Below are 23,222 nucleotides of genomic sequence, written 5' to 3'. Positions count from 1 at the left end.
TTAATTTTCTCCTCCTACAGTAAGTTTGCTAACTAAGGCAGACGGCATGCCACAGGTTACCGGACACGACTGGCCGTCCTTGCCACATGTCCACGTTCCGTTATCCATCTTGTAGTTGTTGCCAACCATTGTGATATTGGCTAGAGCTTTAGGCCCGTTGCCAATAATGTTGATATCTTTGATAGGTTGGGTCAGCTTCCCGTTTTCAATCAGGTATCCGTCTTTTACGAAGAATGTAAAGTCGCCGGCGCCAATCTGTACTTGCCCGTTTGTAAAGCTGGAAGCGTAAATACCTTTCTTGATTGTAGAGATCATCTCTTCCTCCGTTACGTTTCCGGCTTCCATGTAAGTGGCACGCATACGGGGAATAGGCATCTGACGGAACGATTCGCGACGGCCATTGCCTGTAGAACGGATTCCATAGTGCTTGGCACTGATGCGGTCGTGCAGGTAGCTTGTAAGAATACCTTCTTTTACGATGTATGTCTTTTGCCCTTCTATGCCTTCGTCGTCTATATTTACAGAGCCGCGGTTAAACGGAATGGTTCCATCGTCTACCACATTGATATGCTCGTTGCATACTTTCTTATTTAGTTGGTCGGAGAAGATGGATGTATTCTTTCTGTTGAAATCGGCTTCAAACGCATGTCCTATCGCTTCATGCAACAAGATACCTGAACCTCCGGCTCCCATTACAACGGGCATTTCTCCACCTTTAGGCTTGATGGCCTGAAAGAGTATAGACGTTTTATCTACTGCTTCTTTGGCTACTTCGTTAATAATATCATCCGTAAGGAATTCTGCTCCCATGCGGAATGCACGTGAGGCATACGAGTTTTCAATCTTACCATTGTCTTCCATAATACACACGGCTCCCAATGTTACCATAGGACGATAATCATAATACATCTGTCCTTCGGAGTTGCAGAACAGTATGTGTGAAGTCATGTCTCCTAATGAAGCCATTACCTTTTGCACCCGTTTGTCTAAAGCAAAAATAGCGTCGTTCAGTTTTTGCAGGTAAGGTGTTTTCTCTTTAACAGCAATTTCGTCCCAGGGTGTTTGCACGCCGTAGAAATTGTTGATAATAGGTTCTTCTGTGAGTTTGACAGGACCTTTGGTAGCTGTACTATTTGCAATCCTGGCTGCTGTTTGGGCGGCTTTCAACATATCGTCAAGCGAAATGTTTTCTACGTATGCATAACCTGTCTGATCTCCGGAAAGTACACGTACACCCATTCCAAAGTCTATGTTGGAATAAGCACGGTTTACTGCTCCATCCTGCAAACTGATATTATTGCGGTAAGAGTGTTCAAAGAAAAGATCTGCATAATCTCCTCCTTTTTCCAATGCTGCGGACAGCACTTTTTTCATGTCGTTTTCACTTAAACCGAAATGGTTTAATGCAAATGAGATACCGGCCGCTTTATCAGCAGTGTTACCGGTACAACTTCCTAAAAAAGAGGGGGTCGCTAAAGAGCCAAGCATAACCATACCTCCTGTTTTAATAAAATCACGTCTGTTGTATTTCATATTGTTTTATATGTTACGTTCTTTTGCCCATTTCATTACATTTGCCGGCGGACGTTGTGCAAACAGTTCTTTTTTCATGAAGTCCATATAAGGAGCTACATGATGGAAGAATTTCTTATAGCCTTTACACAAATAATTCAAGCCGGGTTCGCCGGATGTCGTATGCATGAAGCGGTTTTTGGGACATTCGCCATTGCAGGCAAAGAGGTACTCGCATTCTTTGCATTGTAATGGCAGCTTATCGTGTTTATCTGTTCCGAACTTTAGCTGGCGTTGGCTGTACATCATTTCTGTTAATGTCTGCGTTTGGATATTACCCAATTTATATTCGGGGAAAACAAAGTGGTCGCAGGCATATACATCGCCATTGAACTCCATTACGCCTGCATGTCCACAGTTCTTGGCAAGAGTACAGATTCCGGGTTGCTCGCCGACCCAGTTGGCTAGTGTGGAATCGAATAGTTGGATGTAGTATTTACCCACATCTTCTTTGAGCCATTCGTCAAAAATGGTGCACAGGAAGTTGCCCCACTTACCGGAGTCTACCGAGAATGATGCTAATTTGATACTCGCATCCTGCTGTTCGGGAGAAGTCAGTTGCGTGCCATCTGCGTGTTGCGAGAGGCGCTCTACAATGGGGGCAAACTGTATGTAACGGCAGTCTATTTCTTTAAAGAAATTGTAAAATTCAAGCGGGTAATCTACATTATAGTCGTTTACCACTGCCATTGCGTTGTATTCCACTCCGTGTTTTTTCAGCAATTCGATGCCTTTCATAACTTTGTAGAAGGAGGGAAGACCTTGCCGGTTTCGGCGGTATTCGTCATGAAACTCCTGTGGCCCGTCGATAGAGACACCTACAAGAAAGTTGTTCTCTTTAAAGAAGCGACACCATTCATCGTTCAGCAACGTTCCGTTTGTCTGGATACAGTTGTCTATCTGCCGGCCGTGGGCATACTTTCGTTGTAGTTCTAGTGCTTTTTTATAGAAGCTGATCGGACGCATTAATGTCTCTCCTCCATGCCAGGTGAAAAGAACTTGCTGCATGGTTTGACATTCCAGATATTCTTGGATAAACTTTTCCAGAAGTTGGTCTGTCATAATATGATTTTTAACTTCAGGGTACAACTTCCCTTTCTCCAGATAGTAACAATACTTACATGCTAAGTTACAAACTGAACCAACCGGCTTCAACATCACGTATACAGGTTTCGCAAACGGTGATATATAGGGATTATCCATAGGTGTTTTTATACGAATATGTATTGAATTACAAAGTTATGAAAAATATTAGATTAGCCTCTCATATACGCAATAAGTTAACCGAAAACAGTGGAATCATTTCTTTTTTATGGTTCGTTTGTAATCTGTTACAAATCCTTCGCATAACCAGTTGGCTAATGCCTGACGGTTGTCGCTAAGCACAAGGCGCTTTTGATCGTCACTGTTTTGTATATTACCCAGTTCTACAAACGCTGATACAGGAACCGTATGGTTGAGTACGTATAGACTTCGTTTCTCGACTGTCCCTTTAAAATCTCGTCCCGGTTGATGCTTGTTGTACTTGCTGTTGAAAGTGGAACGGAGAGTTTTTGCCAGTTGTTTACTTTGTTCGCTTTTTAAAGAATGATAGAAAAATACATCGGTTTGTTTTCCCTTATGACGACTATCCACATGAATAAAGAGTGCCCGTCGATAAGATTCTTTATCTTTTTTATATAGTCCGTTAATCTTATTGCAACGTTGTTCCAGTCTTCTGAATTGGCTGAAAGGGATGGTGCTGCCCATACAAGTTTCACGTTTACTGTTATTCAGATATTTAGCATTACGTATACCATCTTTGGTATCCTGTATTATGATGTGTACTTTTGCTCCTTTCATTAATAAATTTCTGGCTAGCCGGAGCATGATATCGTAGGCATATTCATCTTCATGCAGCTCTATTTTCCCGACTTTGCCAATAGCGCCCGGATCGGGACCTCCATGGCCGCTTACCAAATAAAAACATGCGTCTTTTAGTTCAGACGATGTTACATTGTATTGTGCCAGTTCTTTACCGAATAACGGTTCGTAGTTTTTGCGCCTGGTAACGGCTGTGTTCTTTTGTAGTGGAGGCAAGGTGTATTTTACACCCATACGCAGGGTGTTACCTTTCCCTAATTTGTTTTTATTTAATTCAATGAACTGTTTGTAATGCTCTTTGCCGGTACGGTTGTGTCGTTTGAGGAATAAAGTAATCCCTTCTCCTGATTTAGGAACTGCTTTCTCTTGTGCGCTTAATGTATATGCTGATATTAAAAATAGAACGATTAATACGAATGTTATCTTTTTAAAGGCCATACCCTGCTTTTTTTGTGCAGTAAAGATACGTATTTCTGTGTTAACAGGAACCAAAATGAATTATTAAAAGGAAAAAGCGCGGAACTATCTTACTGGCTTTTCTGTTTCATAGATATAAGAAATAATTATATTAATCATTTAAAATAAGTTGGTTATGAAAGATTTACTTTTAGGCTTAGGGCTTGGTGTTATTGTTGGGTATATGATCCGCCGTATGGAAGATCATGGTGATTTTGATTGTTTGCATGATGATCTGGATAAATTTGCCGATAAAACGAAACGAGCTGTTAAGAATGCGGTAGATGCCGGTAAGAATCAGGTAGAATATGTTAAAGATAGGGTTGAACACGTTACAGGTGCTGCGAAGAATAGTACATCAAATTAAGTAACGTAATAAATTGTTTTGTGAAGAGAATGCAGGAAGGATACTCCTGCATTCTCTTGTTTCCTTAAAATAGAGTAGTCAGTCTCTTATATATCTCTTTGGTGATATAAATATCATACGAAGCATCATGAAGTTTTGTAGGGTCAAGCTTTATTCCTAATGTGCGTGCTACGGTTTCTTGTTTGAAATCGGTCATGCTTGGACGTTTATCCAATAAGTGCTGGCTGGCTAATACCATTACATCTATCGAGTTTACCCAAAACCACGAATAAAAGAAATTGTCCCCGTTCTGAACGAAAAAAGCTTTTAGAAAATAATTGTCAAAAGAAGCATTGTTATAACCAACAAGGAAAAATTTGTCTTTCTTATCATACTTATCTACATATTTGGACAGTATGCCTACAAATTTACTATATATTTCCTCCATTGGGGGATAAGACAGTATTTGTTCTTTGGTTACATTGCATATTTTCAGAGCCTCTTCTTCTATATCGCATTTCGGATGGGGACATACATTGAAGTTGAAAGATTCTTTCGTAACGCCATCTATGATAATTTCTCCACTTAGTTGATGGATTCCGTTACGCCAGTATTTGATACCTGTTGTTTCCAGGTCGAAAAATAGTAGTTTCATAGTATTTGTGCCGTGTTAGAAAATATAAATTTTCCGTAAAGGTAAGAATTTTATAGCATCCAATATGGTGCGGCGGGAAAATACAATAATATTATCCGCTACTTTGGTTATAGACAGGAGCGGAAACAACAATGATTTAGAAAAGATCCCGATGATTTTTCAAAATCATCGGGATCTTTTTATAAAATCATCGGGACGGTTTTAAAATACCTGCATAGCATTTTTAACTGATGTTACACCAATCAAGCGGTCATATCTTGTCCCCATCGGGTGATAATATACATAAATTGAGTATTCGTTTTCCGTTTGATAGAAATTTCCTTCGATAGGACCGGTTTCTCCAACAGTTTGCCCATCCGGAACAAACAGATATTGATAGTTGTAACTTCCTTGCTTTAATAATACAGCTTTTTCGTATTGGTTTGTTTCCGGATTATAGTCCATTTTACTATTGTTGTCTAATACATTATTATATAGCTCTCCGTTTAAATAGACATTGCCTTCAGGAATTTCATCGCAAGCTAATGTGAAGTGAACTATAAAATAATCGGCTTCCGTGTCGGGATCATTACAGTTGCTGCAACGAATAAAAAAGCGTCCGTCCTGATCCTGGTCATACTGGTAACTTTCGCTGGTGCGTTTGTAATCTTTCATAAGTTCCACATTATAATACGGGTTGTGGAAAGTGATATTTTGTATATGCATACCATTATATTTGTTGCTCAGAAACTCCATACGCCGGTATTCATTTCCTGCTTCAAATATGAGTTTTTGGTTGTTGGAATAGGTGATCTGGTTTTCCAGGATAGACATAGGTTGTAATCCTGTTACTGCATTATCGCGGCGATTGTCTTGGTACACCCATATTTTCAGGTCGGTTTGCGGATAAGGAATTGAAAAGTTTTTGTTGTTGATGGCAAAGCTTACCTGCTGGTGGCTTTGGTTTGTGTCAATGTCAGTGTTGCCACTAACGGAGGCTGAAACCCCTACGATAGGTTCTACAACAGAAAAACAAGCCGTAAATACTATTGCAGCGGGATTATCTTCCTTATATACTGTAAGAGCATAATTCCCTGATACTTTTGGTTGCACATCTTCATTCGGTATAAGAAGACGATAGTTGGTGTATTGTACGGTAGTGCCCATTGAATTTGCAAAATCATCGATTGTCATACCTTGAAAACCATTCATGTATTCAATAGGAGAAAGAATAGACTTCGTCCAATCGGCATTACAATGGATCAAAGAATAAGCATAACGTACTCCTCCCGAATTCAATGCATCAAAATTTATTTCTATACGATCTTCTCCATTTAATTCGATACATGGATTAGAAAACATTTCTCCGGCAACCTTTACCTGGAGTGTTTTTATTTGCTTGTTGCTGACGTTTGTATAATACGTCGTTTGTTGTGCTTTCATCGGTATTCCGATGAAGCAGAGTAGCATTATTAGTGTACTAAATACTTTCATTTTCTTTATTATTTCTTTGCCGCTGCAAAATTATGGAATTATTTCTCTAATTATTTCTCTTAACCTGCTTTTAAGCATAAAAAAATGTTTACTTTTGCGGGAAAATTACATATAAACAATTTTAGTTGTATCATGGCAAATGTGATAAAGATTAAAAAGGGTTTAGACATTAATCTGAAGGGCAAAGCTTCGGATGTACTGTTAAACGGAGGAAATAGTGCCACGTATGCTATTGTCCCCGATTATTATAACGGTATTATCCCTAAAGTTGTTGTCAAAGTAGGAGATAAAGTCAAAGCAGGTTCTGTATTAATGATAGACAAGAACCGTCCCGAAATCAAGTTTGGTTCGCCAGTAAGTGGTGAAGTAACTGCCGTAAACCGAGGAGAAAAGCGTAAAGTGCTGAACATTGTTGTAAAGCCGGATGCGCAGATCGAATATGAAGAATTCGGCAAAAAGAATGTAGCCTCGCTGAATGGTGAAGAAGTAAGAGATGCTATCCTGAATGCCGGCTTGTGGCCTTGTATCAAACAACGTCCGTATGACATTGTTGCAACGCCTACCGATTTTCCGCGTGACATTTTTGTTTCTGCGTTTTATTCGGCTCCGTTAGCTCCAGACTTCGATTTTATTATAAAAGGACAAGAATCTGATTTTCAGACAGGATTGGATGCCCTTGCTAAACTTACCACCGGAAAGGTATATGTTGGAATAAGGAAAGGTTCTTCTGTAAAAGCAAATAATGTTGAAATTATAGAAGTGGAAGGTCCGCACCCTGCAGCTAATGTAGGGGTACAGATTAATCATGTTAAGCCTATTAATAAAGGGGAAGTTGTTTGGACTGTTAATCCAGCTGATGTTATTATGATCGGACGCTTATTTAATAAAGGTATTGCCGACTTTAGCCGCCTGGTTGCGATAACAGGTTCTGAAACGACAGAAAGAGGATATATCAAAACAATAGCCGGATGTACAATCGAAAGCCTTGTAAAAGGTAAGATATTGAATAATAATGAACATGTCCGTATTATCAGTGGCAATGTATTGACCGGTACTAAGGTTTTGAATGACGGCTATCTGGGTGCATACGATAATCAGATAACTATTATTCCTGAAGGTGATGATACTCATGAGTTCCTGGGTTGGGGTGTTCCCGGTTTTGGAAAGTATAGTACAAGTCATTCTTATCTGACCTGGTTGTCTGGCAAAAACAAAGAATATGTTATAGATGCCCGCATTAAAGGTGGTAAACGTGCCATGATCATGTCTAACGAGTATGATAAAGTATTCCCTATGGATATTTATCCGGAATATCTGTTGAAAGCGATTATTGCTTTTGATATTGATAAGATGGAAAACCTGGGTATATACGAAGTAGCTCCTGAAGATTTTGCTTTATGCGAATTTGTAGATACTTCGAAGATAGAAATACAGAAAATAGTACGCAATGGTCTTGACCTGATGTACAAGGAAATGAATTAATAACATTAAAAATTAGAATACATTGAAAGCGTTAAGGAATTATCTCGACAAGATTAAGCCTAACTTTGAGGAGGGCGGAAAGCTGGCGATGTTCCGTTCTGTGTTTGATGGTTTCGAAACATTTTTGTTTGTTCCGAATACAACATCAAAATCAGGCGTACATATTCATGACAGTATTGACTCAAAGCGCACAATGATAGTTGTTGTGATTGCTTTGTTGCCTGCTTTGCTTTTTGGTATGTATAATGTCGGCTATCAGCATAACTTGGCAGTAGGTGCTGATCCCGGATTTTGCATGACTTTTATTTTTGGTCTTTTGGCCGTATTGCCTAAGATCATTGTTTCGTATGTAGTTGGTTTAGGTATAGAATTTGCTGTTGCTCAGGCAAAGAAAGAAGAAATACAGGAAGGTTTCCTTGTTTCCGGTATCTTGATCCCGATGATTGTTCCGGTGGATACTCCACTGTGGATGATTGCTGTAGCTACTGCATTTGCTGTAATATTTGCTAAGGAAGTATTTGGAGGTACAGGTTATAATGTATTTAATGTGGCATTAGTAACCCGCGCATTCTTGTTCTTTGCTTATCCGGCAGCAATGTCCGGCGATCAGGTTTGGGTTCGTACCACTGATACGTTTGGAATTGGAGGCGGTCAGGTTGTAGACGGATTCTCCGGTGCAACTCCATTAGGTCAGATTGCTGTTGCTCCGAATGATATGGTTGGTTCTTTCCAAGCCGTTGATGTTTTGGGACATCCGCTTACAACTATGGATGCATTTATCGGATTGATACCGGGTTCTATCGGTGAAACTTCTGTTTTGGCTATTTTAATTGGAGCAGCCATCTTATTAATTACAAAGATTGCTAGTTGGAAAACTATGATTTCTGTATTTGTAGGTGGAGCATTCATGGCTGCAATATTTAATATGATCGGTAGTACGGTAGCAATGGCTGTAACTCCTCTTGATCATTTGTTTTTAGGAGGTTTTGCTTTTGGTGCTGTGTTTATGGCAACAGACCCTGTAACATCAGCCCGTACGGAAACAGGTAAATATATCTACGGTTTCCTTGTTGGTGCTATGGCTATTATTATCCGTGCATTGAATCCTGGTTATCCTGAAGGTATGATGTTGGCTATCTTGCTGATGAACGTATTTGCTCCGTTGATCGACTATTATGTAGTGGAAGCTAATATTACCCACAGATTGAAACGTAGTATTACAATGAATAAATAAGAAGGAGTATGGCTACAAAGAAATTTAGATGTAAAGTATGTGGCTATGTCCACGAAGGAGATAAGGCGCCTGACGTGTGTCCTATTTGTGCAGCTCCTGCTTCAGAATTTGAAGAAGTAAAGGCTGAGAAGAAAGGAATAGACCGTAATAGTAATGCTTATACTATAATATATGCATCCGTAATGGTTGTATTAGTTGCAGTTGTGCTGGCTTTTACGTCTCAATCCCTGAGATCTTTCCAGCAAAAGAATGAAGAAAACGATAAGAGACAACAGATTCTTCGTTCTATTAATGTAACGGTTCCTGCTTCTGAAGCCGAAGCCAAATATAATGAATTGATTAAGGAAGCATTCTTAGTTAATGAAAATGGTGAAAAAGTAGAAGGTGACGCATTTAGCGCTGATGTGGTGAAAGCAGCAGCAGAACATGAGTATCCGGTATTTATTGCAAATGTAGACGGTGAAACCAAATATATTTTGGCTTTGCATGGTGCAGGGCTTTGGGGACCGCTTTGGGGTTACATTTCTTTGGACCAGGATAAGAATACAGTTTATGGCGCAGATTTTAGCCACCAAGGAGAAACTCCGGGTCTGGGTGCTGAAATTTCTAAGCCTGCGTTCAGCAAAGAGTTTGTTGGTAAACATATTTTTGTAGATGGTGTATTCAAGTCTATTGCTGTTGTAAAACCAGGAAAGAGTGTTGCCGGTCAGGATTATATTGACGGCATCTCCGGTGGTACAATTACAAGTAAAGGTGTTGATGCCATGTTGTTCAATAGTTTGAATGGCTATGTTAAGTTTTTAACTTCACAAAATCAGTAAAAAATGGGATTATTATCTAATAAGAATAAGGAAACGTTGTTAGGCCCGTTGAGTGCAAACAACCCCGTTATCGTTCAGATGCTGGGTATATGTTCTGCATTGGCTGTAACATCAAAACTGGAGCCGGCTATTGTAATGGGTATTTCAGTAACGGCTGTCGTGGCTTTTGCCAATGTAATTATATCACTGCTTCGTAATACGATTCCTAATCGTATACGTATTATCGTTCAGTTGGTAGTTGTTGCGGCTTTGGTAACAATCGTAAGTGAAGTTCTGAAGGCTTTTGCTTATGATGTCAATAAGCAATTGTCTGTATTTGTAGGTTTGATTATCACAAACTGTATTCTGATGGGTCGTCTGGAAGCATTTGCTTTGGGTAATGGTCCGTGGGAATCTTTTCTGGACGGTATCGGTAATGGTTTAGGATATGCGTTGATTCTGATTATTGTTGGATTCTTTCGTGAATTACTTGGTTCTGGTACATTGCTGGGCTTCCAGGTTATCCCGCAGGCATTTTATGACTTCGGCTATGTAAACAACGGGTTGATGATTCTGCCTCCTATGGCCCTGATCGTTGTCGCCGTAATTATATGGGTTCACCGTTCACGTAACAAAGAACTACAGGAAAATTAAGAAACCATTAAACAGAAAATAGAATGGAACAATATTTAAGCACATTTGTCCGCTCAATCTTTGTTGACAACATGATTTTCGCATACTATTTGGGTATGTGTTCGTTCGTGGCTGTTTCTAAGAATGTGAAGACTGCTTTAGGATTAGGTATGGCGGTAACATTCATCCTTGTTTGTACATTGCCTATTAACTATATGCTTGAGAACTATGTATTGAAAGAAGGAGCGCTTAGTTGGTTAGGGGCTGATTTTCAGAATGTAAATCTGAGCTTCCTCTCATTTATCCTCTTTATTGCTACAATCGCTTCTTTTACACAGTTAGTTGAAATGGCTGTCGAAAAATTTTCACCGTCATTGTATGCATCATTGGGTATATTTTTACCTCTGATCGCTGTAAACTGTGCTATCTTGGGTGGTTCGTTGTTTATGCAGCAGAAAGCATTCCCTAACGTGGGAGTTGCTACTGTTTATGGCTTAGGTTCTGGTATCGGATGGATGCTGGCTATTGTTGGTATGGCTGCAATCCGTGAGAAATTGACTTACTCAGATATCCCTAAACCATTGAAAGGTCTGGGTATTACCTTTATCATTACAGGTCTGATGGGTATTGCATTTATGTGCTTCTCCGGACTTAAGATCTAAGTATTAACGCATTAAATCAGAAATAAAGATGACTTTATTAATGTCTGGCGGACTTACTATTGCAACAGGAGCAGTTGTATTCCTTTTGGTTACACTGATCCTTGTAGGTGCATTGTTGTACGCTAAAGCAAAATTGGTACCGTCCGGTAATGTGAAGCTGGAGGTAAATGGGGAAAAAGAAATAGAAACTCCTATAGGTGGAACGCTGCTTGGCGCTTTGCAGAGTGGCGGTATTTTCTTGTCGTCAGCTTGTGGTGGTGGTGGTAAATGTGGACAGTGCCGTGCTCAGGTTATTGAAGGCGGTGGTGAAATTTTGCCAACAGAAAAGGGATTTTTCTCTCGTAAGCAGGTGAAAGATAATTGGCGTTTGGCATGCCAGTGTAAAGTGAAGGAAAATATGACTGTTCAGGTTCCGGATGAAGTATTCGGGGTTAAAGAATGGGAATGTGAAGTTATCAGCAATAAGAACGTTGCTACTTTTATCAAAGAATTTATCGTTGCTTTGCCGAAGGGAGAACACATGGACTTTATTCCGGGCTCTTATGCCCAGATTAAGATTCCTGCTTATTCTATGGACTATGACAAGGATATAGATAAGAACTTAATTGGCGACGAATATATGGGAGCCTGGAAAAACTTTGGCTTATTCGGCTTGAAATGTAAGAATGACGAGCCGACTATCCGTGCTTATTCAATGGCTAACTATCCGGCAGAAGGCGATCGTATCATGTTGACTGTACGTATTGCTACTCCGCCGTTCAAACCGAAAGATCAGGGTCCTGGATTCCAGGATGTAATGCCAGGTATCGCGTCTTCTTATATCTTTACCCTGAAGCCGGGTGATAAAGTGACTATGAGCGGCCCTTATGGTGATTTCCACCCGATTTTTAACTCTAAGCGCGAAATGATGTGGGTTGGTGGTGGTGCCGGTATGGCTCCTCTACGTGCTCAGATTATGCATATGACGAAAACATTGAGGACTACGGATCGTAAAATGTCGTACTTCTACGGTGCCCGTGCATTGAATGAAGTATTCTATTTGGAGGATTTCCTGTCAATTGAAAAGGAATTTCCTAATTTTACATTCCATTTGGCATTGGATCGTCCGGATCCTGCTGCAGATGCTGCAGGTGTAAAATATACGGCAGGTTTTGTTCATCAGGTAATTTATGATACTTATTTGAAGGATCATGAAGCTCCTGAAGATATAGAGTACTATATGTGTGGTCCGGGCCCAATGTCAAAAGCTGTAGAAAATATGCTTGATAATCTGGGTGTTCCGCGTGAGATGTTACACTTCGATGATTTTGGAGCTTAAAGATAAATCACGGTTTATTTATTACGGGGAAAGGAGAACATTCTTTCCCCGTTTTTGTTTCTAAAAAAAGCACATTAACAGGTGTTTTTTTGCGGAAAAAGAAAATAAATTACCTTATTCTGCAAAAAACATGAAATATAATGCAGCGTTTAGCGTTATAATTACATCTAAGCTAATGTAGATTTAAAAGAAGTAGACATGAAGCCGTTGATATTATCATTTTTTGTAGTGTTATTGGGTTATTCTTTATTCTTTGATAAGGAGAAAGATATGAAACTACGTACTCCGGAACAGGTTATTACTACTACACCTGAAGCCATGAGATATGAACATAAATCAGATTCTATCGAGTTATATGCAAAGAAAATGAATTTGAATATACTCGAGATGATGGGAAAAAATAGTTTTTTTAATTAAAAACATCTTTTTGGTCAGATATTATTTGCTTGATAAATAAATATTGCTATGTTTGTTGCAATTTAATTAGTAACGTACAAAATATGCAATATTTTTCAACTCAATATATTCAAGATTCTCTGTGGTTTACTGTTTTGTCTATTGTGCAGAGTTTTATTTTGATACTATACCCTTTCCCCGGAATGGAATTCCAAAATAGAACTTTCTCTCCTGAAACTATTTTTGTTTTTTCCGGAAAAGTAACAATCCGTGTTTTTTTGTCAGATATCTTTTTTAGGAAAAGCTATTTGCCTCCTCCTTATCAATGGTTGGGCTGACGAACCCTTATCCGTCTACAGTTTATGTGTTGAAGGATAAGGGGAGAGGCATTTTATAATGTGAATATTCTGTCTTTTTTTAAGGATAGAAAGTTTTTTATTTCCCCAAATCTGTATATTCGGGTATATCTTCCAGGAAAGTATATGTTTGTGAGTTGTAGTTAATTTTGCAACAGAAGTGGTGTATACCATTACTTACTGTCAGGTATTCTACCTTTAAAGCCATATTGTATCTTGCAATTTGGTCGAATACTTCTTTCGTTATTTCTATGTGAGGAGCTTTATATTCTATGATCATTAAAGGAATTAAAAAACGATTGTAGACTACTGTATCACAACGTTTTGACGTGTTATTTAGTTTGATGGAGACTTCATTGGCCAAAAGTTCATGTGGAAACCCTTTTGTAGTAAAAAGATAATTAACAAAGTGTTGCCGTACCCATTCTTCTGGAGTGAGAGCTACGTATTTGCGTCTTACAATATCCAAAATCATGCGCTTCCCTTCTTTTTCGGCTATATTGACAGCGAATGTTGGTAAATTTAACGAGAGCATTTACTATATTTGCTAATTAATATTTTACCATCAAAGGTAGTTATTTATGAAAACAAAACAAGAAATCGTAGAAAATTGGTTGCCTCGATATACAGAGCGGAGGCTGGAAGACTTTACTAAGTATATTCTTCTGACGAATTTTACTAAATATGTCGAGATATTTGCTGATCATTTTAAAGTTCCGATTTTAGGACTGAAAAGTTCAATGCCTAACGCTTCGGCAGAAGGTATTACTATCATTAATTTTGGAATGGGGAGTGCGAATGCTGCAACTATAATGGATTTATTATCAGCTATAAAACCGAAGGCTGTATTATTTTTAGGCAAGTGTGGTGGCCTGAAAAAAGCAAATAACTTAGGAGATTACGTTCTTCCTATAGCTGCCATTCGGGGTGAAGGTACTTCTAATGAATATTTGCCGCCGGAAGTTCCTTCATTACCGGCATTTTCCATGTTACGTGCTATTTCATCCGCCATCCGTGATAAAGGGCGCGATTACTGGACGGGGACAGTATATACTACGAATCGTAGGGTTTGGGAGTACGATAGGGATTTTAAGGATTATCTGCGTTCAACACACGCTACAGGCATTGATATGGAAACTGCAACATTACTTACCGCCGGTTTTGCCAATGAAATACCGACTGGTGCTTTACTTATGATTTCTGATAAACCAATGGATGAAGGAGGGGTAAAAACCGAAGAAAGTGACCGGAAAGTGACACAAAGCTTTGTAGGTGAACATGTCCTGTTGGGAATAGAGGCTTTGTTGCAGATAATAAATGGAAAGAAAACAATTCGTCATATTCGTTTCAGCTGGTAACATGGTATAAGGATGGCTAAAAAAGAATATAATTTTGAAGAAATCTGTAGGAATATAACTGCAAAAAAGTTTCAACCTGTTTATGTATTGATGGGTGACGAACCTTTTTTCATGGATAGAATTACTGATTTGTTGATAGACAGTGTTTTGGAAGAATCGGAGCGTGATTTTAACCAAATTATTATGTATGGTGCAGATACGGATGCTTCGGCAATAATCAATGCTGCACGTAGATTTCCTATGATGTCTAATTATCAGCTCATCGTTGTGCGCGAAGCACAAATGGTGCGGGATATAGAATTATTGACTAATTATGTAAAGAATCCATTAGCATCTACGGTGCTTGTTATAAATTATAAATATAAAAATCTGGATAGAAGGAAATCTCTAGCTGCAGCAACGGAAAAAACAGGTGTTTTATTTGAGTCAAAAAAAGTACCGGATTACAAAATGCCTACTTTTATCATTTCATTAATGAAACAGCGGGCTATAGATATCGACATGAAAGCCTCTCAGATGCTTTCAGACTTCCTTGGGAACGATTTGAGCCGCCTGAATAAGGAATTGGACAAGTTGGCAATTTTATTGCCTGAAAAGGACTTAAAACGCATCACTCCAGAAATGATCGAACAGAACATCGGGATAAGTAAAGAATATAATAATTTTGAATTAATAAAAGCCTTAGCTTCGAAAGATATACTTAAAGCAAATCGTATAGCGCAATACTTTGAAAAAAATCCAAAAAATAATCCGATACAAATGACACTTCCTGTGTTGTTTAATTATTTTTCTAATCTTTTGATTTGTTATTATACAAAAGATCGTTCGGAAGCGGGGCTTATGGCTGCATTAGGTTTAAGAGGTAATTTTCAGGTGAAGGATTATATTACCGGTTTAAGAAATTATCCTGCAATGAAAGTTTTTAATTTGATCGGGGATATACGAACTACCGACGCAAGATCAAAAGGTGTAGAGAATAGTTCTGCCACTGATTCGGATTTACTAAAAGAACTTTTATTTAAAATATTACACTGAGCCTATATTTTATCAATTTGAATAAGGAGGAAAGGGCACTTTTTCCAGAATAAAAGAAATAATTATTCTGAAAAAGTGCCTTTTCTTTTTATATTTCAGTCGTTTACATCATTTTTTACTTCCTGAGAATTTAATATTTACAACGGTCAACATAATTGTACAGAAATACTGCCGATAATAGGGGGTTTAGGCTTTTTATCATTGTTAGTATTATTCCCTTTTTTGTAAATAAGACAATATGACAGTAACTTTAAATAGGGGCATTCTCTTTTTGTTACAAATGTGATATGATTTACTCCTGTAACAAATGTAAACCCAATTACAAAAGTAATATACATGATTATAGCGTTTACATAAATACAATCATACATTTGTGTTACATATGTATAGTGTATATATTAGTAAAGTGAACAGCATAAAAAGTTCAATTATCTATTTACGATACATTAAAGTATAAATAATCAAAAACCAGGATTTTATATAAGTTTATTGATTTTCTTATTTAAACTTTGCCTTTATTACTAATCTAAATGTAAACAAGAAGCCTTTATTACGTCCATTTATACATTATAATTATCATATAAACAGTTGTTTATATACAATGACTTAAGTTTTACTTTATACTATTTCACTAAGCTTTTTTAGATGTTTACAACTGTGTTGTATACCATTGTATATTTTGCGTTACTGTTGTATTTGGTTGGATTTATAAAAATAAATTGCACAAATGGAAATAATAATATATATTTGTGTCGTTCTACAAATGTGTATATCATTATTGTAAACAAGTCATATTGTCAGTGTTTTCATAACAATAATATCTATCAGAGATAATGAGAGATCGTATATTAAAATTAATGGAACGGGAAGGACTTACCCCTTCTAAATTTGCTGAATCTATCGGGATTCAACGTTCTGCTATGTCACATATTATATCAGGTAGAAATAATCCAAGTTTAGACGTACTTATTAAGATATTGGAGAGATTTACTTATGTAGATTCTGACTGGTTGTTATTTGGAAAAGGCGAAATGATAAGAGAACATGTATTAACAGAGCCGAATTTATTTTCTAATACTCCAATAAATCCGCCCGTAGTACAAGTTGTTCCCGAATATCGCAGGGAAAATGGGGTTGAGACACCAGTAAACACTTGTAAACAAACTGTTGTTGAACAAGTTATACCAATAGAAAAACCTTCTAAAAATGTAAGTAAAATAATGATTTTTTATTCAGATAATACATTCGATACTTTTGTATCAGAAAAAAATAAGAAAGACTAGCTCAATATTGGGTATATATACCATATTCATGTATCTTTGTACTCAAATTGAGTGATCATATATGAAGAAGTACATCTTAGATATGAAGGTTACTGAAAATCGTCGCCTTCATAAAAATTACTGCCTACTAAAGCTAACCTCCGATCAGACTCTACCAGAAATGATTCCGGGCCAATTTGTGGAGGTTCGTGTAGATAACTCTCCTACGACATTTCTTCGTCGTCCTATTTCTATCAATTATATAGATAAGGAAACTAATGAGCTATGGTTGCTTATACAATTAGTTGGAGATGGAACCCGAAAAATGGCCGAATATCGTCCTGGGGATATTATCAGCATTATTTTACCTTTAGGAAATGGGTTTACCATTCCGGAATGTAATACTGAAAAAGTTTTACTGATTGGCGGCGGTGTCGGAACGGCCCCAATGCTATATCTTGGCGCTATACTAAAAGGTGCAGGATTGGAACCTATGTTTCTTTTAGGTGCTCGCTCAAAGGAAGATGTATTACAATTGGAACAATTTGAGCAATTTGGTACCGTATATGTTACAACAGAAGACGGCTCTTTGGGTGAAAAAGGATATGTAACCAATCATTCTATACTAAAAGCTCTACATTTTGATAGGATTTACACATGTGGACCTAAGCCAATGATGGTTGCTGTAGCTAAATATGCGGCATCTGAGTCTATTACATGTGAAGTTTCTTTGGAGAATACGATGGCGTGCGGTATCGGAGCATGTTTATGTTGTGTTGAAAAGGATAACGAAGGCCATCATGTGTGTGTGTGTACCGAAGGACCTGTATTTAATATAAATAAGTTGACATGGCTGAATTGAAAGTAAATATTGGTAACCTGGAGTTGAAAAACCCGGTTATGACTGCATCCGGAACTTTCGGATATGGTATCGAGTATGCCGATTTAATAGATATTACCCGTTTAGGTGGTATTTTTGTAAAAGGGACAACCATTCAACCTCGTGAAGGCAATAATTATCCGCGTATGGCAGAAACACCTGCAGGTATGTTGAATGCTGTAGGTCTTCAGAATAAAGGTGCTGATTATTTTGCTGAACATATTTATCCTGAAATTAAGGATATTGATACACACATGATTGTAAATGTAAGCGGATCGTCCGTTGAAACTTACGTTCAATGTGCCGAAAAAATAGCAGAATTAGATAAAATTCCGGCAATAGAGTTAAATATTAGCTGCCCTAATGTGAAACAAGGCGGTATGGCTTTCGGGGTCACTTGTGGTGGAGCTGCAGAAGTAGTCCGTGCAGTCCGTAAGGTTTATCCTAAAACACTGATAGTTAAATTATCTCCTAATGTGACGGATATTACGGAAATTGCCAGAGCGGTAGAAGCAGAAGGTGCAGATTCTGTATCTCTTATAAATACGATGCTGGGAATGGCTATTGATGCGGAAAAGCGTAAACCGGTATTGTCTACAGTTACGGGAGGTTTGTCTGGTCCGTGTGTGAAACCAGTGGCTTTGCGTATGGTTTGGCAGACTTATAAGGCCATAAAGATTCCTATTATCGGATTAGGCGGCATTTCAAATTGGAAAGATGCCGTAGAGTTTATGCTGGCAGGATCAACTGCCATACAGATCGGTACTTATAATTTTATAGATCCTACAGTTTCTGTTAAAGTAATTGATGGCTTGAATGAATATTGTAATCGCCACGGTTTTAAATCTGCCAGCGAATTGATAGGTGCATTAGACGTTTAAAATAAATCCCATTCGGAAGGAATTTGGATTTCTCTCGAAAGAAATATGAATTTTATCCGAATGGGATCTTTTCTCCTTTTAGCTTTTTTCTTATTCCGTAATCTCCAAAACGGCCGGACAGTGATCTGAATGTACGGCATCATTTAATATGTAAGCATCTTTAAGTAAAGGCTTAACGGAATCTGTAACCATACAGTAATCTATACGCCAACCTTTATTTTTAGACCGCGAATTAAACCGGTAACTCCACCACGTATATTCTTGCTTATCAGGATGCAGAAACCTGAATGTATCGGTAAAACCAACTGATAGGAAGCGCGTCATCCATTCTCTTTCTTCTGGAAGAAATCCACTGTTTTTGGCATTCCTGACCGGATCGTGGATGTCGATAGGTTCATGGCATATATTATAGTCTCCGCATAAAATCAGATTAGGGCGCGATTTTCTCAATTCAACTACATAATTCTGGAAATCTTCCAACCATATCATTTTAAAACCTTGTCTTTCATCGCCGCTGGTCCCTGACGGATGATATACGCTTACAATAGAAAGATTGCCGAAATCAGCACGAATAAATCTTCCTTCATTGTCATATTTTTCTATACCAATACCATATTCTACATGATCGGGATTCGTTTTTGTCAATAAGGCAACTCCGCTATATCCCTTTTTCTCAGCACTATAAAGAAAAGACTTATATCCCAGGCTTTCAAAGACTTCTGCCGGAAATTGTTCTGGCTGGAGCTTTGTTTCTTGTAGGCATAAAACATCAGGATCCTCTTTGGCAAGCCATTCGGGCAGACCTTTTCCAACTGCAGCTCTTAATCCGTTTACATTATAGGTTATGATCTTCATATCTTTTTATCTTATAAATAAATATCTTGATCCAAAGATACAAACTTTCATCCATTTTATGTTGTTAGAAATCTGTATACACGATAGATTATTTCTATATATTTGCGTTAATAAAAGAAACAATTATGCTTGATCATTTGCAGGAAATACTTAATAGCACGGTTGTAACGCCTTATACGGCAACCGTACGATTGGCAATCAGCTTTTTTCTGGGTGCAATTATTGGTGTAGAGCGACAATTTAGAAGACGGGATGCCGGTATGCGTACCTTTACGCTGATTTGTATGGGTTCGGCAGCAGCAATGTTGATTTCTATTTGGATTCCACAATGTTATCCTAACTTTCTGAATGGTGATCCGGGACGAATTGCTGCACAAGTATTGACTGGTATTGGTTTCCTTGGTGCCGGCGCTATTATACAAAGCCACGGCAGTGTTCATGGTTTAACAACTGCTGCTTGTATTTGGGTGATGGCCGTTATTGGATTGGCTGTTGGAGCCGGTATGTTTCTGGCAGCAGGAATCGCAACGGCTTTTACGCTATTTGTTTTGGTTTCCTTGGAACGTTTAGAAAGAAAAATGTATCTGGATGGCGTGAATAAAGTGCTGACTATTAATTGTTCTACTTCAACTCCAGACTTAAAAGGCATACGGGAGATCCTTGAAAACAATAACATCTTTATTGTGAGTTTGTCTTACGAACATAATTATGATAAGAATACTTCCATAATTACTTATAAAGTAAATGTAAAATCCAAGTCTTCGTATAGCATCTTATTTGCTGAAATACGAAAACTTGGATATATATCCCAAATCAGATTATTGGCATAAATGTCTATTCCAACTCTCCTTTAAGCATCCTTCCGGCTATCCGTGCTGCATCTTCAACAAATTTGCCACACGGACGTTTGCTGTAATATTCGGATGTACGTAAAGAAGGAGTAGGGCTGTTTGATTCGGCCGCTGCAGCCGGAAGCAATTGGCGGCAAATAATTGTTTGATGTTTTTCTTTAAACAATTCGGCCATTTTCTGCACCATTGCGTAGTTTTTTGTACGTGCAGCTTGGTCAGAAGTATCTAATACCGGATATTTGAATCCTGCCAACATAGACATTGCGCTTACTGTTCCGCAAACTTCACGCATGCGTCCCATACCGCCTCCAAAAGAACCGGACATCATTTTAGCCATATCCAAAGTTAATTCAAAAACATCTGCATAAGCCAGAAAAACCGATTGCGAACAGTTATAACCAGAATTAAAATTTTCTATAGCTTGCTTTACGCGTTCTTCAATGTCAAAGTCTTTCATAATAATACAAAATTAAAAGTTGATTATCAGAATTTATAATCAACGCAAGCTCTGTCTGCTTTAACCGGACCTATAATTCCTTTAGATACAGCAACATGTTCCGGATGGTTGGCATATGTGCTTACGTCTTCCAGAGTATCAAGTTCGGTAGTAAGAATTAGGTCCCATGTTTCCGCCGGATTGATATTGAAATCTACGCGAATCATACGCAAAACATCTATCTTGTTAATCAAAGCTTCTAGTTTTTCTTTGATTTCTTGCATTTTGGCTTGTTTGTCAGCCGGAGTTGCAAACTCTTTTAACTTGAACATAACAATGTGTCTGACCATATCTTTCTATTTTAACAGTTACATTTGCTCATCTAAGTACGAATCTTTATATCCCAGGAAATATAATATACCATCCAATCCTATTGTGGAAATAGATTGCTTGGCCGTCGCTTTCACTTTAGGCTTTGCATGGAAGGCAATACCTAATCCTGCAATACTAATCATAGGAAGGTCATTTGCTCCGTCGCCTACGGCCACAGTCTGGCGTATATCTACGTTCTCCACTTGCGCAATCAAACGGAGTAATTCTGCTTTGCGTTTACCATCTACTATATCGCCTAAATAGTTACCTGTTAGTTTGCCGTCTGCAACTTCCAGTTCATTGGCGTATACATAATCTATGTTGTATTTCTGTTTCAGGTAGTTGCCAAAATATGTAAATCCTCCGGAAAGAATTGCTATTTTAAATCCGACTTTCTTTAAAATATGCATCAAACGATCTACGCCTTCTGTTATAGGCAGGTTTTCTGCTATTTCTTGCATGACTGAAACATCCAATCCTTTCAGTAAAGCACAACGTTGGCGGAAACTTTCACAGAAATCAATTTCACCACGCATGGCTGCTTCTGTGATGGCTTTAACCTGATCTCCAACACCGGCACGTACTGCCAGTTCGTCTATGACCTCTGTTTCAATTAATGTAGAATCCATATCAAAACAAATCAAGCGGCGCATACGGCGGAACATACTTTCTTCCTGGAATGAGATATCTACTTCCTGTTCAGATGATAGCTTCATGAAATCAGCTTTCATTTGTTCTTTGTTTTTGGGCGTACCGCGAACAGAGAATTCTGCACTGGCTTTGGGTGTACGTGCATTTTCATCCAGCGGAATACGTCCGGTAAGTCGCTTGATATCATCGATATTCATATCCTGTTCGGCAACAATGCGCGAAACGCCTGCTATTTGTTTAGCTGTTAATTTACGACCTAAAATAGTAATAATATAACGGTTTTTGCCTTGCATGCCGACCCATTGGTTGTATTCGTCTTCCGTAATTGGCTTAAACCGGATATTCACGTCTAATTCATAACTTTTAAATAAGAGCTCCTTTAGTATTTCTCCGGAATTGCCTTCGGTACTTTGAAACAAAATGCCTAGTGATAAATGACTATGGATGTCGGCCTGGCCGATGTCTAGGATAACAGCATTGTTCTTGGCTAATATTTCAGTAAGGGCGGCAGTTACGCCAGGTCGGTCTGTTCCGTTTATATTAATCAGAATTATTTCGTCTTTTTGTACCATATTAAGATATTATAGCGCAAAGGTACATAAGAATTAGGTAAATATATGACATAGCATCGAACAAATTTCCCTATATTTGTTACATATAGAAAAAGGGATTGTTTAACTTAGAACCTGGCGACCTTAATAAGTCCTGACTGGCAGGCATATGTGTATGAGAATTCAGTTTGAGATAAGAGAGACGCTTCCCGAAATAATTGACGAAGTATTACATTCAGACAAATGGCTTACCCTTGTAAAGGAAGAAAAACATGGCTTGAAACGGGTTGTTATAAAGGATCCGTATTTCGACTCGGAGGCTTCAATCGACATTTGGGAAGAAGAGGTCCATGTTACTACTGCCTGGTCTAATTATACCTATCGCATTTATTTACGTGGAAAAACTGTTTGGTGTGAGTATATCGGAGCTTACAGAGGCTTATTGGAGCAAAATCTCCTTCCATCGTTAACGCCAAAAGAGAATATACTTAATTCGGAAGTGCTGAATAGCTCTTTGTTTGGTGATAAAAAAGAAACGTTGAGAAACTATAGTGCGGAAAACTTAAAGTTGAAGAATTTTCGCCGTGATAATTTTGAAGGGGAAAGTATTTTGGCCTCACCGCAAGATCATCCGAAGGTTGTATATGATGAATATATTAATGAAGGTGTGCCTTTGCCACCTCCTGAAAACATAAAGAAAAAGCCTGGTAATTAATTGAGGGCACTGAAAAAGTATCTCTCCATTGATGGAATCTAAAATTCATCGGCATATATTCAAGTGATAAACTTGTGTATGTGCCGATTTTTTAGTAACTTTATGGTACATAATCAGAGAGATATGTTA

General features: G+C 38.2%; 25 protein-coding genes. 15 read left to right on the top strand and 10 right to left on the bottom strand.

The window, feature by feature from the left end:
- The 3 genes from CTY47_RS13480 to CTY47_RS13470 form a co-directional block, all read right to left on the bottom strand.
- Positions 1–1,533, bottom strand: coding sequence for a TldD/PmbA family protein (locus CTY47_RS13480; RefSeq protein WP_099465311.1), 1,533 nt, complete (start codon positions 1,531–1,533; stop codon positions 1–3).
- A 6-nt stretch (positions 1,534–1,539) separates the two neighbouring features.
- Complete coding sequence (locus tag CTY47_RS13475) at positions 1,540–2,775, bottom strand: anaerobic sulfatase-maturation protein (protein ID WP_099465310.1); 1,236 nt, start codon at positions 2,773–2,775, stop codon at positions 1,540–1,542.
- 96 nt (positions 2,776–2,871) lie between these two features.
- On the bottom strand, positions 2,872–3,873 hold the full coding sequence (locus tag CTY47_RS13470; protein WP_099465509.1) for an N-acetylmuramoyl-L-alanine amidase family protein: 1,002 nt from the start codon (positions 3,871–3,873) through the stop codon (positions 2,872–2,874).
- 154 nt (positions 3,874–4,027) lie between these two features.
- On the opposite strand from CTY47_RS13470, the gene CTY47_RS13465 reads away from it, so the two are divergent.
- Positions 4,028–4,258 carry a hypothetical protein gene (locus tag CTY47_RS13465; protein ID WP_099465309.1) on the top strand — a complete coding sequence of 77 codons (231 nt, stop codon included), beginning with the start codon at positions 4,028–4,030 and terminating at the stop codon, positions 4,256–4,258.
- A gap of 64 nt (positions 4,259–4,322) precedes the next feature.
- Here the strand turns inward: CTY47_RS13465 and CTY47_RS13460 are convergent, their stop codons facing one another.
- Both CTY47_RS13460 and CTY47_RS13455 read right to left on the bottom strand, forming a co-directional pair.
- The gene (locus CTY47_RS13460; protein ID WP_099465308.1) at positions 4,323–4,892 is read right to left on the bottom strand and encodes a 3'-5' exonuclease; all 570 of its coding nucleotides are present in this window, start codon (positions 4,890–4,892) and stop codon (positions 4,323–4,325) included.
- 201 nt (positions 4,893–5,093) lie between these two features.
- Positions 5,094–6,365, bottom strand: coding sequence for a type IX secretion system plug protein (locus tag CTY47_RS13455; protein ID WP_099465307.1), 1,272 nt, complete (start codon positions 6,363–6,365; stop codon positions 5,094–5,096).
- A gap of 132 nt (positions 6,366–6,497) precedes the next feature.
- Between CTY47_RS13455 and CTY47_RS13450 the strand changes: the two genes are divergently transcribed.
- The 7 genes from CTY47_RS13450 (at position 6,498) to CTY47_RS13420 (ending at position 12,911) form a co-directional block, all read left to right on the top strand.
- Positions 6,498–7,847: a Na(+)-translocating NADH-quinone reductase subunit A gene (locus CTY47_RS13450; RefSeq protein WP_099465306.1), complete on the top strand. Its 1,350-nt coding sequence runs from the start codon at positions 6,498–6,500 to the stop codon at positions 7,845–7,847.
- Positions 7,848–7,869: 22 nt separating this feature from the next.
- The gene (locus CTY47_RS13445) at positions 7,870–9,081 is read left to right on the top strand and encodes an NADH:ubiquinone reductase (Na(+)-transporting) subunit B (RefSeq protein ID WP_099465305.1); all 1,212 of its coding nucleotides are present in this window, start codon (positions 7,870–7,872) and stop codon (positions 9,079–9,081) included.
- Between the two features lie 8 nt (positions 9,082–9,089).
- Complete coding sequence (gene nqrC / locus CTY47_RS13440; protein WP_099465304.1) at positions 9,090–9,902, top strand: NADH:ubiquinone reductase (Na(+)-transporting) subunit C; 813 nt, start codon at positions 9,090–9,092, stop codon at positions 9,900–9,902.
- A gap of 3 nt (positions 9,903–9,905) precedes the next feature.
- Positions 9,906–10,535, top strand: a complete 630-nt coding sequence (locus CTY47_RS13435; protein ID WP_099465303.1) for an NADH:ubiquinone reductase (Na(+)-transporting) subunit D — start codon at positions 9,906–9,908, stop codon at positions 10,533–10,535.
- 23 nt (positions 10,536–10,558) lie between these two features.
- The gene (gene nqrE / locus CTY47_RS13430) at positions 10,559–11,176 is read left to right on the top strand and encodes an NADH:ubiquinone reductase (Na(+)-transporting) subunit E (protein ID WP_099465302.1); all 618 of its coding nucleotides are present in this window, start codon (positions 10,559–10,561) and stop codon (positions 11,174–11,176) included.
- A gap of 28 nt (positions 11,177–11,204) precedes the next feature.
- Positions 11,205–12,494 carry an NADH:ubiquinone reductase (Na(+)-transporting) subunit F gene (nqrF, locus tag CTY47_RS13425; RefSeq protein WP_099465301.1) on the top strand — a complete coding sequence of 430 codons (1,290 nt, stop codon included), beginning with the start codon at positions 11,205–11,207 and terminating at the stop codon, positions 12,492–12,494.
- Between the two features lie 198 nt (positions 12,495–12,692).
- Positions 12,693–12,911 carry a hypothetical protein gene (locus CTY47_RS13420; protein WP_099465300.1) on the top strand — a complete coding sequence of 73 codons (219 nt, stop codon included), beginning with the start codon at positions 12,693–12,695 and terminating at the stop codon, positions 12,909–12,911.
- Between the two features lie 414 nt (positions 12,912–13,325).
- Here CTY47_RS13420 and CTY47_RS13410 read toward each other — a convergent pair whose 3' ends face one another.
- Positions 13,326–13,781: a type I restriction enzyme HsdR N-terminal domain-containing protein gene (locus CTY47_RS13410; RefSeq protein ID WP_099465298.1), complete on the bottom strand. Its 456-nt coding sequence runs from the start codon at positions 13,779–13,781 to the stop codon at positions 13,326–13,328.
- Between the two features lie 46 nt (positions 13,782–13,827).
- Between CTY47_RS13410 and CTY47_RS13405 the strand changes: the two genes are divergently transcribed.
- The 5 genes from CTY47_RS13405 to CTY47_RS13380 all read left to right on the top strand — a co-directional run bounded on the left by CTY47_RS13405 (position 13,828) and on the right by CTY47_RS13380 (position 18,662).
- Positions 13,828–14,604 carry an AMP nucleosidase gene (locus CTY47_RS13405; protein WP_099465297.1) on the top strand — a complete coding sequence of 259 codons (777 nt, stop codon included), beginning with the start codon at positions 13,828–13,830 and terminating at the stop codon, positions 14,602–14,604.
- Positions 14,605–14,616: 12 nt separating this feature from the next.
- Positions 14,617–15,639, top strand: a complete 1,023-nt coding sequence (gene holA, locus CTY47_RS13400; RefSeq protein ID WP_099465296.1) for a DNA polymerase III subunit delta — start codon at positions 14,617–14,619, stop codon at positions 15,637–15,639.
- Between the two features lie 833 nt (positions 15,640–16,472).
- Positions 16,473–16,922: a helix-turn-helix domain-containing protein gene (locus CTY47_RS13390; protein ID WP_099465294.1), complete on the top strand. Its 450-nt coding sequence runs from the start codon at positions 16,473–16,475 to the stop codon at positions 16,920–16,922.
- Positions 16,923–16,983: 61 nt separating this feature from the next.
- Complete coding sequence (locus CTY47_RS13385) at positions 16,984–17,763, top strand: dihydroorotate dehydrogenase electron transfer subunit (protein WP_099465293.1); 780 nt, start codon at positions 16,984–16,986, stop codon at positions 17,761–17,763.
- Positions 17,751–18,662: a dihydroorotate dehydrogenase gene (locus CTY47_RS13380; protein WP_099465292.1), complete on the top strand. Its 912-nt coding sequence runs from the start codon at positions 17,751–17,753 to the stop codon at positions 18,660–18,662. Before CTY47_RS13385 ends, CTY47_RS13380 begins: the two co-directional genes overlap by 13 nt.
- 90 nt (positions 18,663–18,752) lie before the next feature.
- On the opposite strand, the gene CTY47_RS13375 is transcribed toward CTY47_RS13380, so the two are convergent.
- Positions 18,753–19,517, bottom strand: coding sequence for an exodeoxyribonuclease III (locus CTY47_RS13375; protein ID WP_099465291.1), 765 nt, complete (start codon positions 19,515–19,517; stop codon positions 18,753–18,755).
- Positions 19,518–19,642: 125 nt separating this feature from the next.
- On the opposite strand from CTY47_RS13375, the gene CTY47_RS13370 reads away from it, so the two are divergent.
- Positions 19,643–20,347 carry an MgtC/SapB family protein gene (locus CTY47_RS13370; protein ID WP_099465290.1) on the top strand — a complete coding sequence of 235 codons (705 nt, stop codon included), beginning with the start codon at positions 19,643–19,645 and terminating at the stop codon, positions 20,345–20,347.
- 4 nt (positions 20,348–20,351) lie between these two features.
- Here CTY47_RS13370 and CTY47_RS13365 read toward each other — a convergent pair whose 3' ends face one another.
- The 3 genes from CTY47_RS13365 to serB are packed head-to-tail and all read right to left on the bottom strand — an operon-like array spanning position 20,352 to position 22,399.
- A complete protein-coding gene (locus CTY47_RS13365) occupies positions 20,352–20,825 on the bottom strand; it encodes a C-GCAxxG-C-C family protein (protein WP_099465289.1) in 474 nt (157 codons plus the stop codon).
- 26 nt (positions 20,826–20,851) lie between these two features.
- On the bottom strand, positions 20,852–21,154 hold the full coding sequence (locus tag CTY47_RS13360) for a Dabb family protein (protein ID WP_099465288.1): 303 nt from the start codon (positions 21,152–21,154) through the stop codon (positions 20,852–20,854).
- 18 nt (positions 21,155–21,172) lie between these two features.
- Complete coding sequence (gene serB, locus CTY47_RS13355; RefSeq protein WP_099465287.1) at positions 21,173–22,399, bottom strand: phosphoserine phosphatase SerB; 1,227 nt, start codon at positions 22,397–22,399, stop codon at positions 21,173–21,175.
- A gap of 154 nt (positions 22,400–22,553) precedes the next feature.
- Here serB and CTY47_RS13350 point away from each other — a divergent pair, with 154 nt between their 5' ends.
- Positions 22,554–23,093, top strand: a complete 540-nt coding sequence (locus CTY47_RS13350) for a hypothetical protein (RefSeq protein ID WP_099465286.1) — start codon at positions 22,554–22,556, stop codon at positions 23,091–23,093.
- The last annotated feature ends 129 nt before the right edge of the window (positions 23,094–23,222 follow it).

Origin of the sequence: Parabacteroides provencensis (assembly GCF_900232875.1) — a bacterium.
GTDB classification, from domain to species: Bacteria; Bacteroidota; Bacteroidia; order Bacteroidales; family Tannerellaceae; genus Parabacteroides; species Parabacteroides chinchillae.
Note: the sequence above shows the minus strand (reverse complement) of the source record. Positions and strands in the feature narration are given on the sequence as shown.

What these genes read in the sequence shown, in the direction of transcription:
- CTY47_RS13350 (WP_099465286.1), top strand. Translation starts at nt 22,554, where the DNA reads ATGAGAATTCAGTTTGAGATAAGAGAGACGCTTCCCGAAATAATTGAC.
- CTY47_RS13460 (WP_099465308.1), bottom strand. Translation starts at nt 4,892, where the DNA reads ATGAAACTACTATTTTTCGACCTGGAAACAACAGGTATCAAATACTGG.
- holA (WP_099465296.1), top strand. Translation starts at nt 14,617, where the DNA reads ATGGCTAAAAAAGAATATAATTTTGAAGAAATCTGTAGGAATATAACT.
- CTY47_RS13375 (WP_099465291.1), bottom strand. Translation starts at nt 19,517, where the DNA reads ATGAAGATCATAACCTATAATGTAAACGGATTAAGAGCTGCAGTTGGA.
- CTY47_RS13420 (WP_099465300.1), top strand. Translation starts at nt 12,693, where the DNA reads ATGAAGCCGTTGATATTATCATTTTTTGTAGTGTTATTGGGTTATTCT.
- CTY47_RS13480 (WP_099465311.1), bottom strand. Translation starts at nt 1,533, where the DNA reads ATGAAATACAACAGACGTGATTTTATTAAAACAGGAGGTATGGTTATG.
- nqrF (WP_099465301.1), top strand. Translation starts at nt 11,205, where the DNA reads ATGACTTTATTAATGTCTGGCGGACTTACTATTGCAACAGGAGCAGTT.
- serB (WP_099465287.1), bottom strand. Translation starts at nt 22,399, where the DNA reads ATGGTACAAAAAGACGAAATAATTCTGATTAATATAAACGGAACAGAC.
- CTY47_RS13360 (WP_099465288.1), bottom strand. Translation starts at nt 21,154, where the DNA reads ATGGTCAGACACATTGTTATGTTCAAGTTAAAAGAGTTTGCAACTCCG.
- CTY47_RS13475 (WP_099465310.1), bottom strand. Translation starts at nt 2,775, where the DNA reads ATGGATAATCCCTATATATCACCGTTTGCGAAACCTGTATACGTGATG.
- CTY47_RS13455 (WP_099465307.1), bottom strand. Translation starts at nt 6,365, where the DNA reads ATGAAAGTATTTAGTACACTAATAATGCTACTCTGCTTCATCGGAATA.
- CTY47_RS13465 (WP_099465309.1), top strand. Translation starts at nt 4,028, where the DNA reads ATGAAAGATTTACTTTTAGGCTTAGGGCTTGGTGTTATTGTTGGGTAT.
- CTY47_RS13380 (WP_099465292.1), top strand. Translation starts at nt 17,751, where the DNA reads ATGGCTGAATTGAAAGTAAATATTGGTAACCTGGAGTTGAAAAACCCG.
- CTY47_RS13470 (WP_099465509.1), bottom strand. Translation starts at nt 3,873, where the DNA reads ATGGCCTTTAAAAAGATAACATTCGTATTAATCGTTCTATTTTTAATA.
- CTY47_RS13405 (WP_099465297.1), top strand. Translation starts at nt 13,828, where the DNA reads ATGAAAACAAAACAAGAAATCGTAGAAAATTGGTTGCCTCGATATACA.
- CTY47_RS13370 (WP_099465290.1), top strand. Translation starts at nt 19,643, where the DNA reads ATGCTTGATCATTTGCAGGAAATACTTAATAGCACGGTTGTAACGCCT.
- nqrE (WP_099465302.1), top strand. Translation starts at nt 10,559, where the DNA reads ATGGAACAATATTTAAGCACATTTGTCCGCTCAATCTTTGTTGACAAC.
- CTY47_RS13435 (WP_099465303.1), top strand. Translation starts at nt 9,906, where the DNA reads ATGGGATTATTATCTAATAAGAATAAGGAAACGTTGTTAGGCCCGTTG.
- CTY47_RS13450 (WP_099465306.1), top strand. Translation starts at nt 6,498, where the DNA reads ATGGCAAATGTGATAAAGATTAAAAAGGGTTTAGACATTAATCTGAAG.
- CTY47_RS13410 (WP_099465298.1), bottom strand. Translation starts at nt 13,781, where the DNA reads ATGCTCTCGTTAAATTTACCAACATTCGCTGTCAATATAGCCGAAAAA.
- CTY47_RS13385 (WP_099465293.1), top strand. Translation starts at nt 16,984, where the DNA reads ATGAAGAAGTACATCTTAGATATGAAGGTTACTGAAAATCGTCGCCTT.
- nqrC (WP_099465304.1), top strand. Translation starts at nt 9,090, where the DNA reads ATGGCTACAAAGAAATTTAGATGTAAAGTATGTGGCTATGTCCACGAA.
- CTY47_RS13365 (WP_099465289.1), bottom strand. Translation starts at nt 20,825, where the DNA reads ATGAAAGACTTTGACATTGAAGAACGCGTAAAGCAAGCTATAGAAAAT.
- CTY47_RS13390 (WP_099465294.1), top strand. Translation starts at nt 16,473, where the DNA reads ATGAGAGATCGTATATTAAAATTAATGGAACGGGAAGGACTTACCCCT.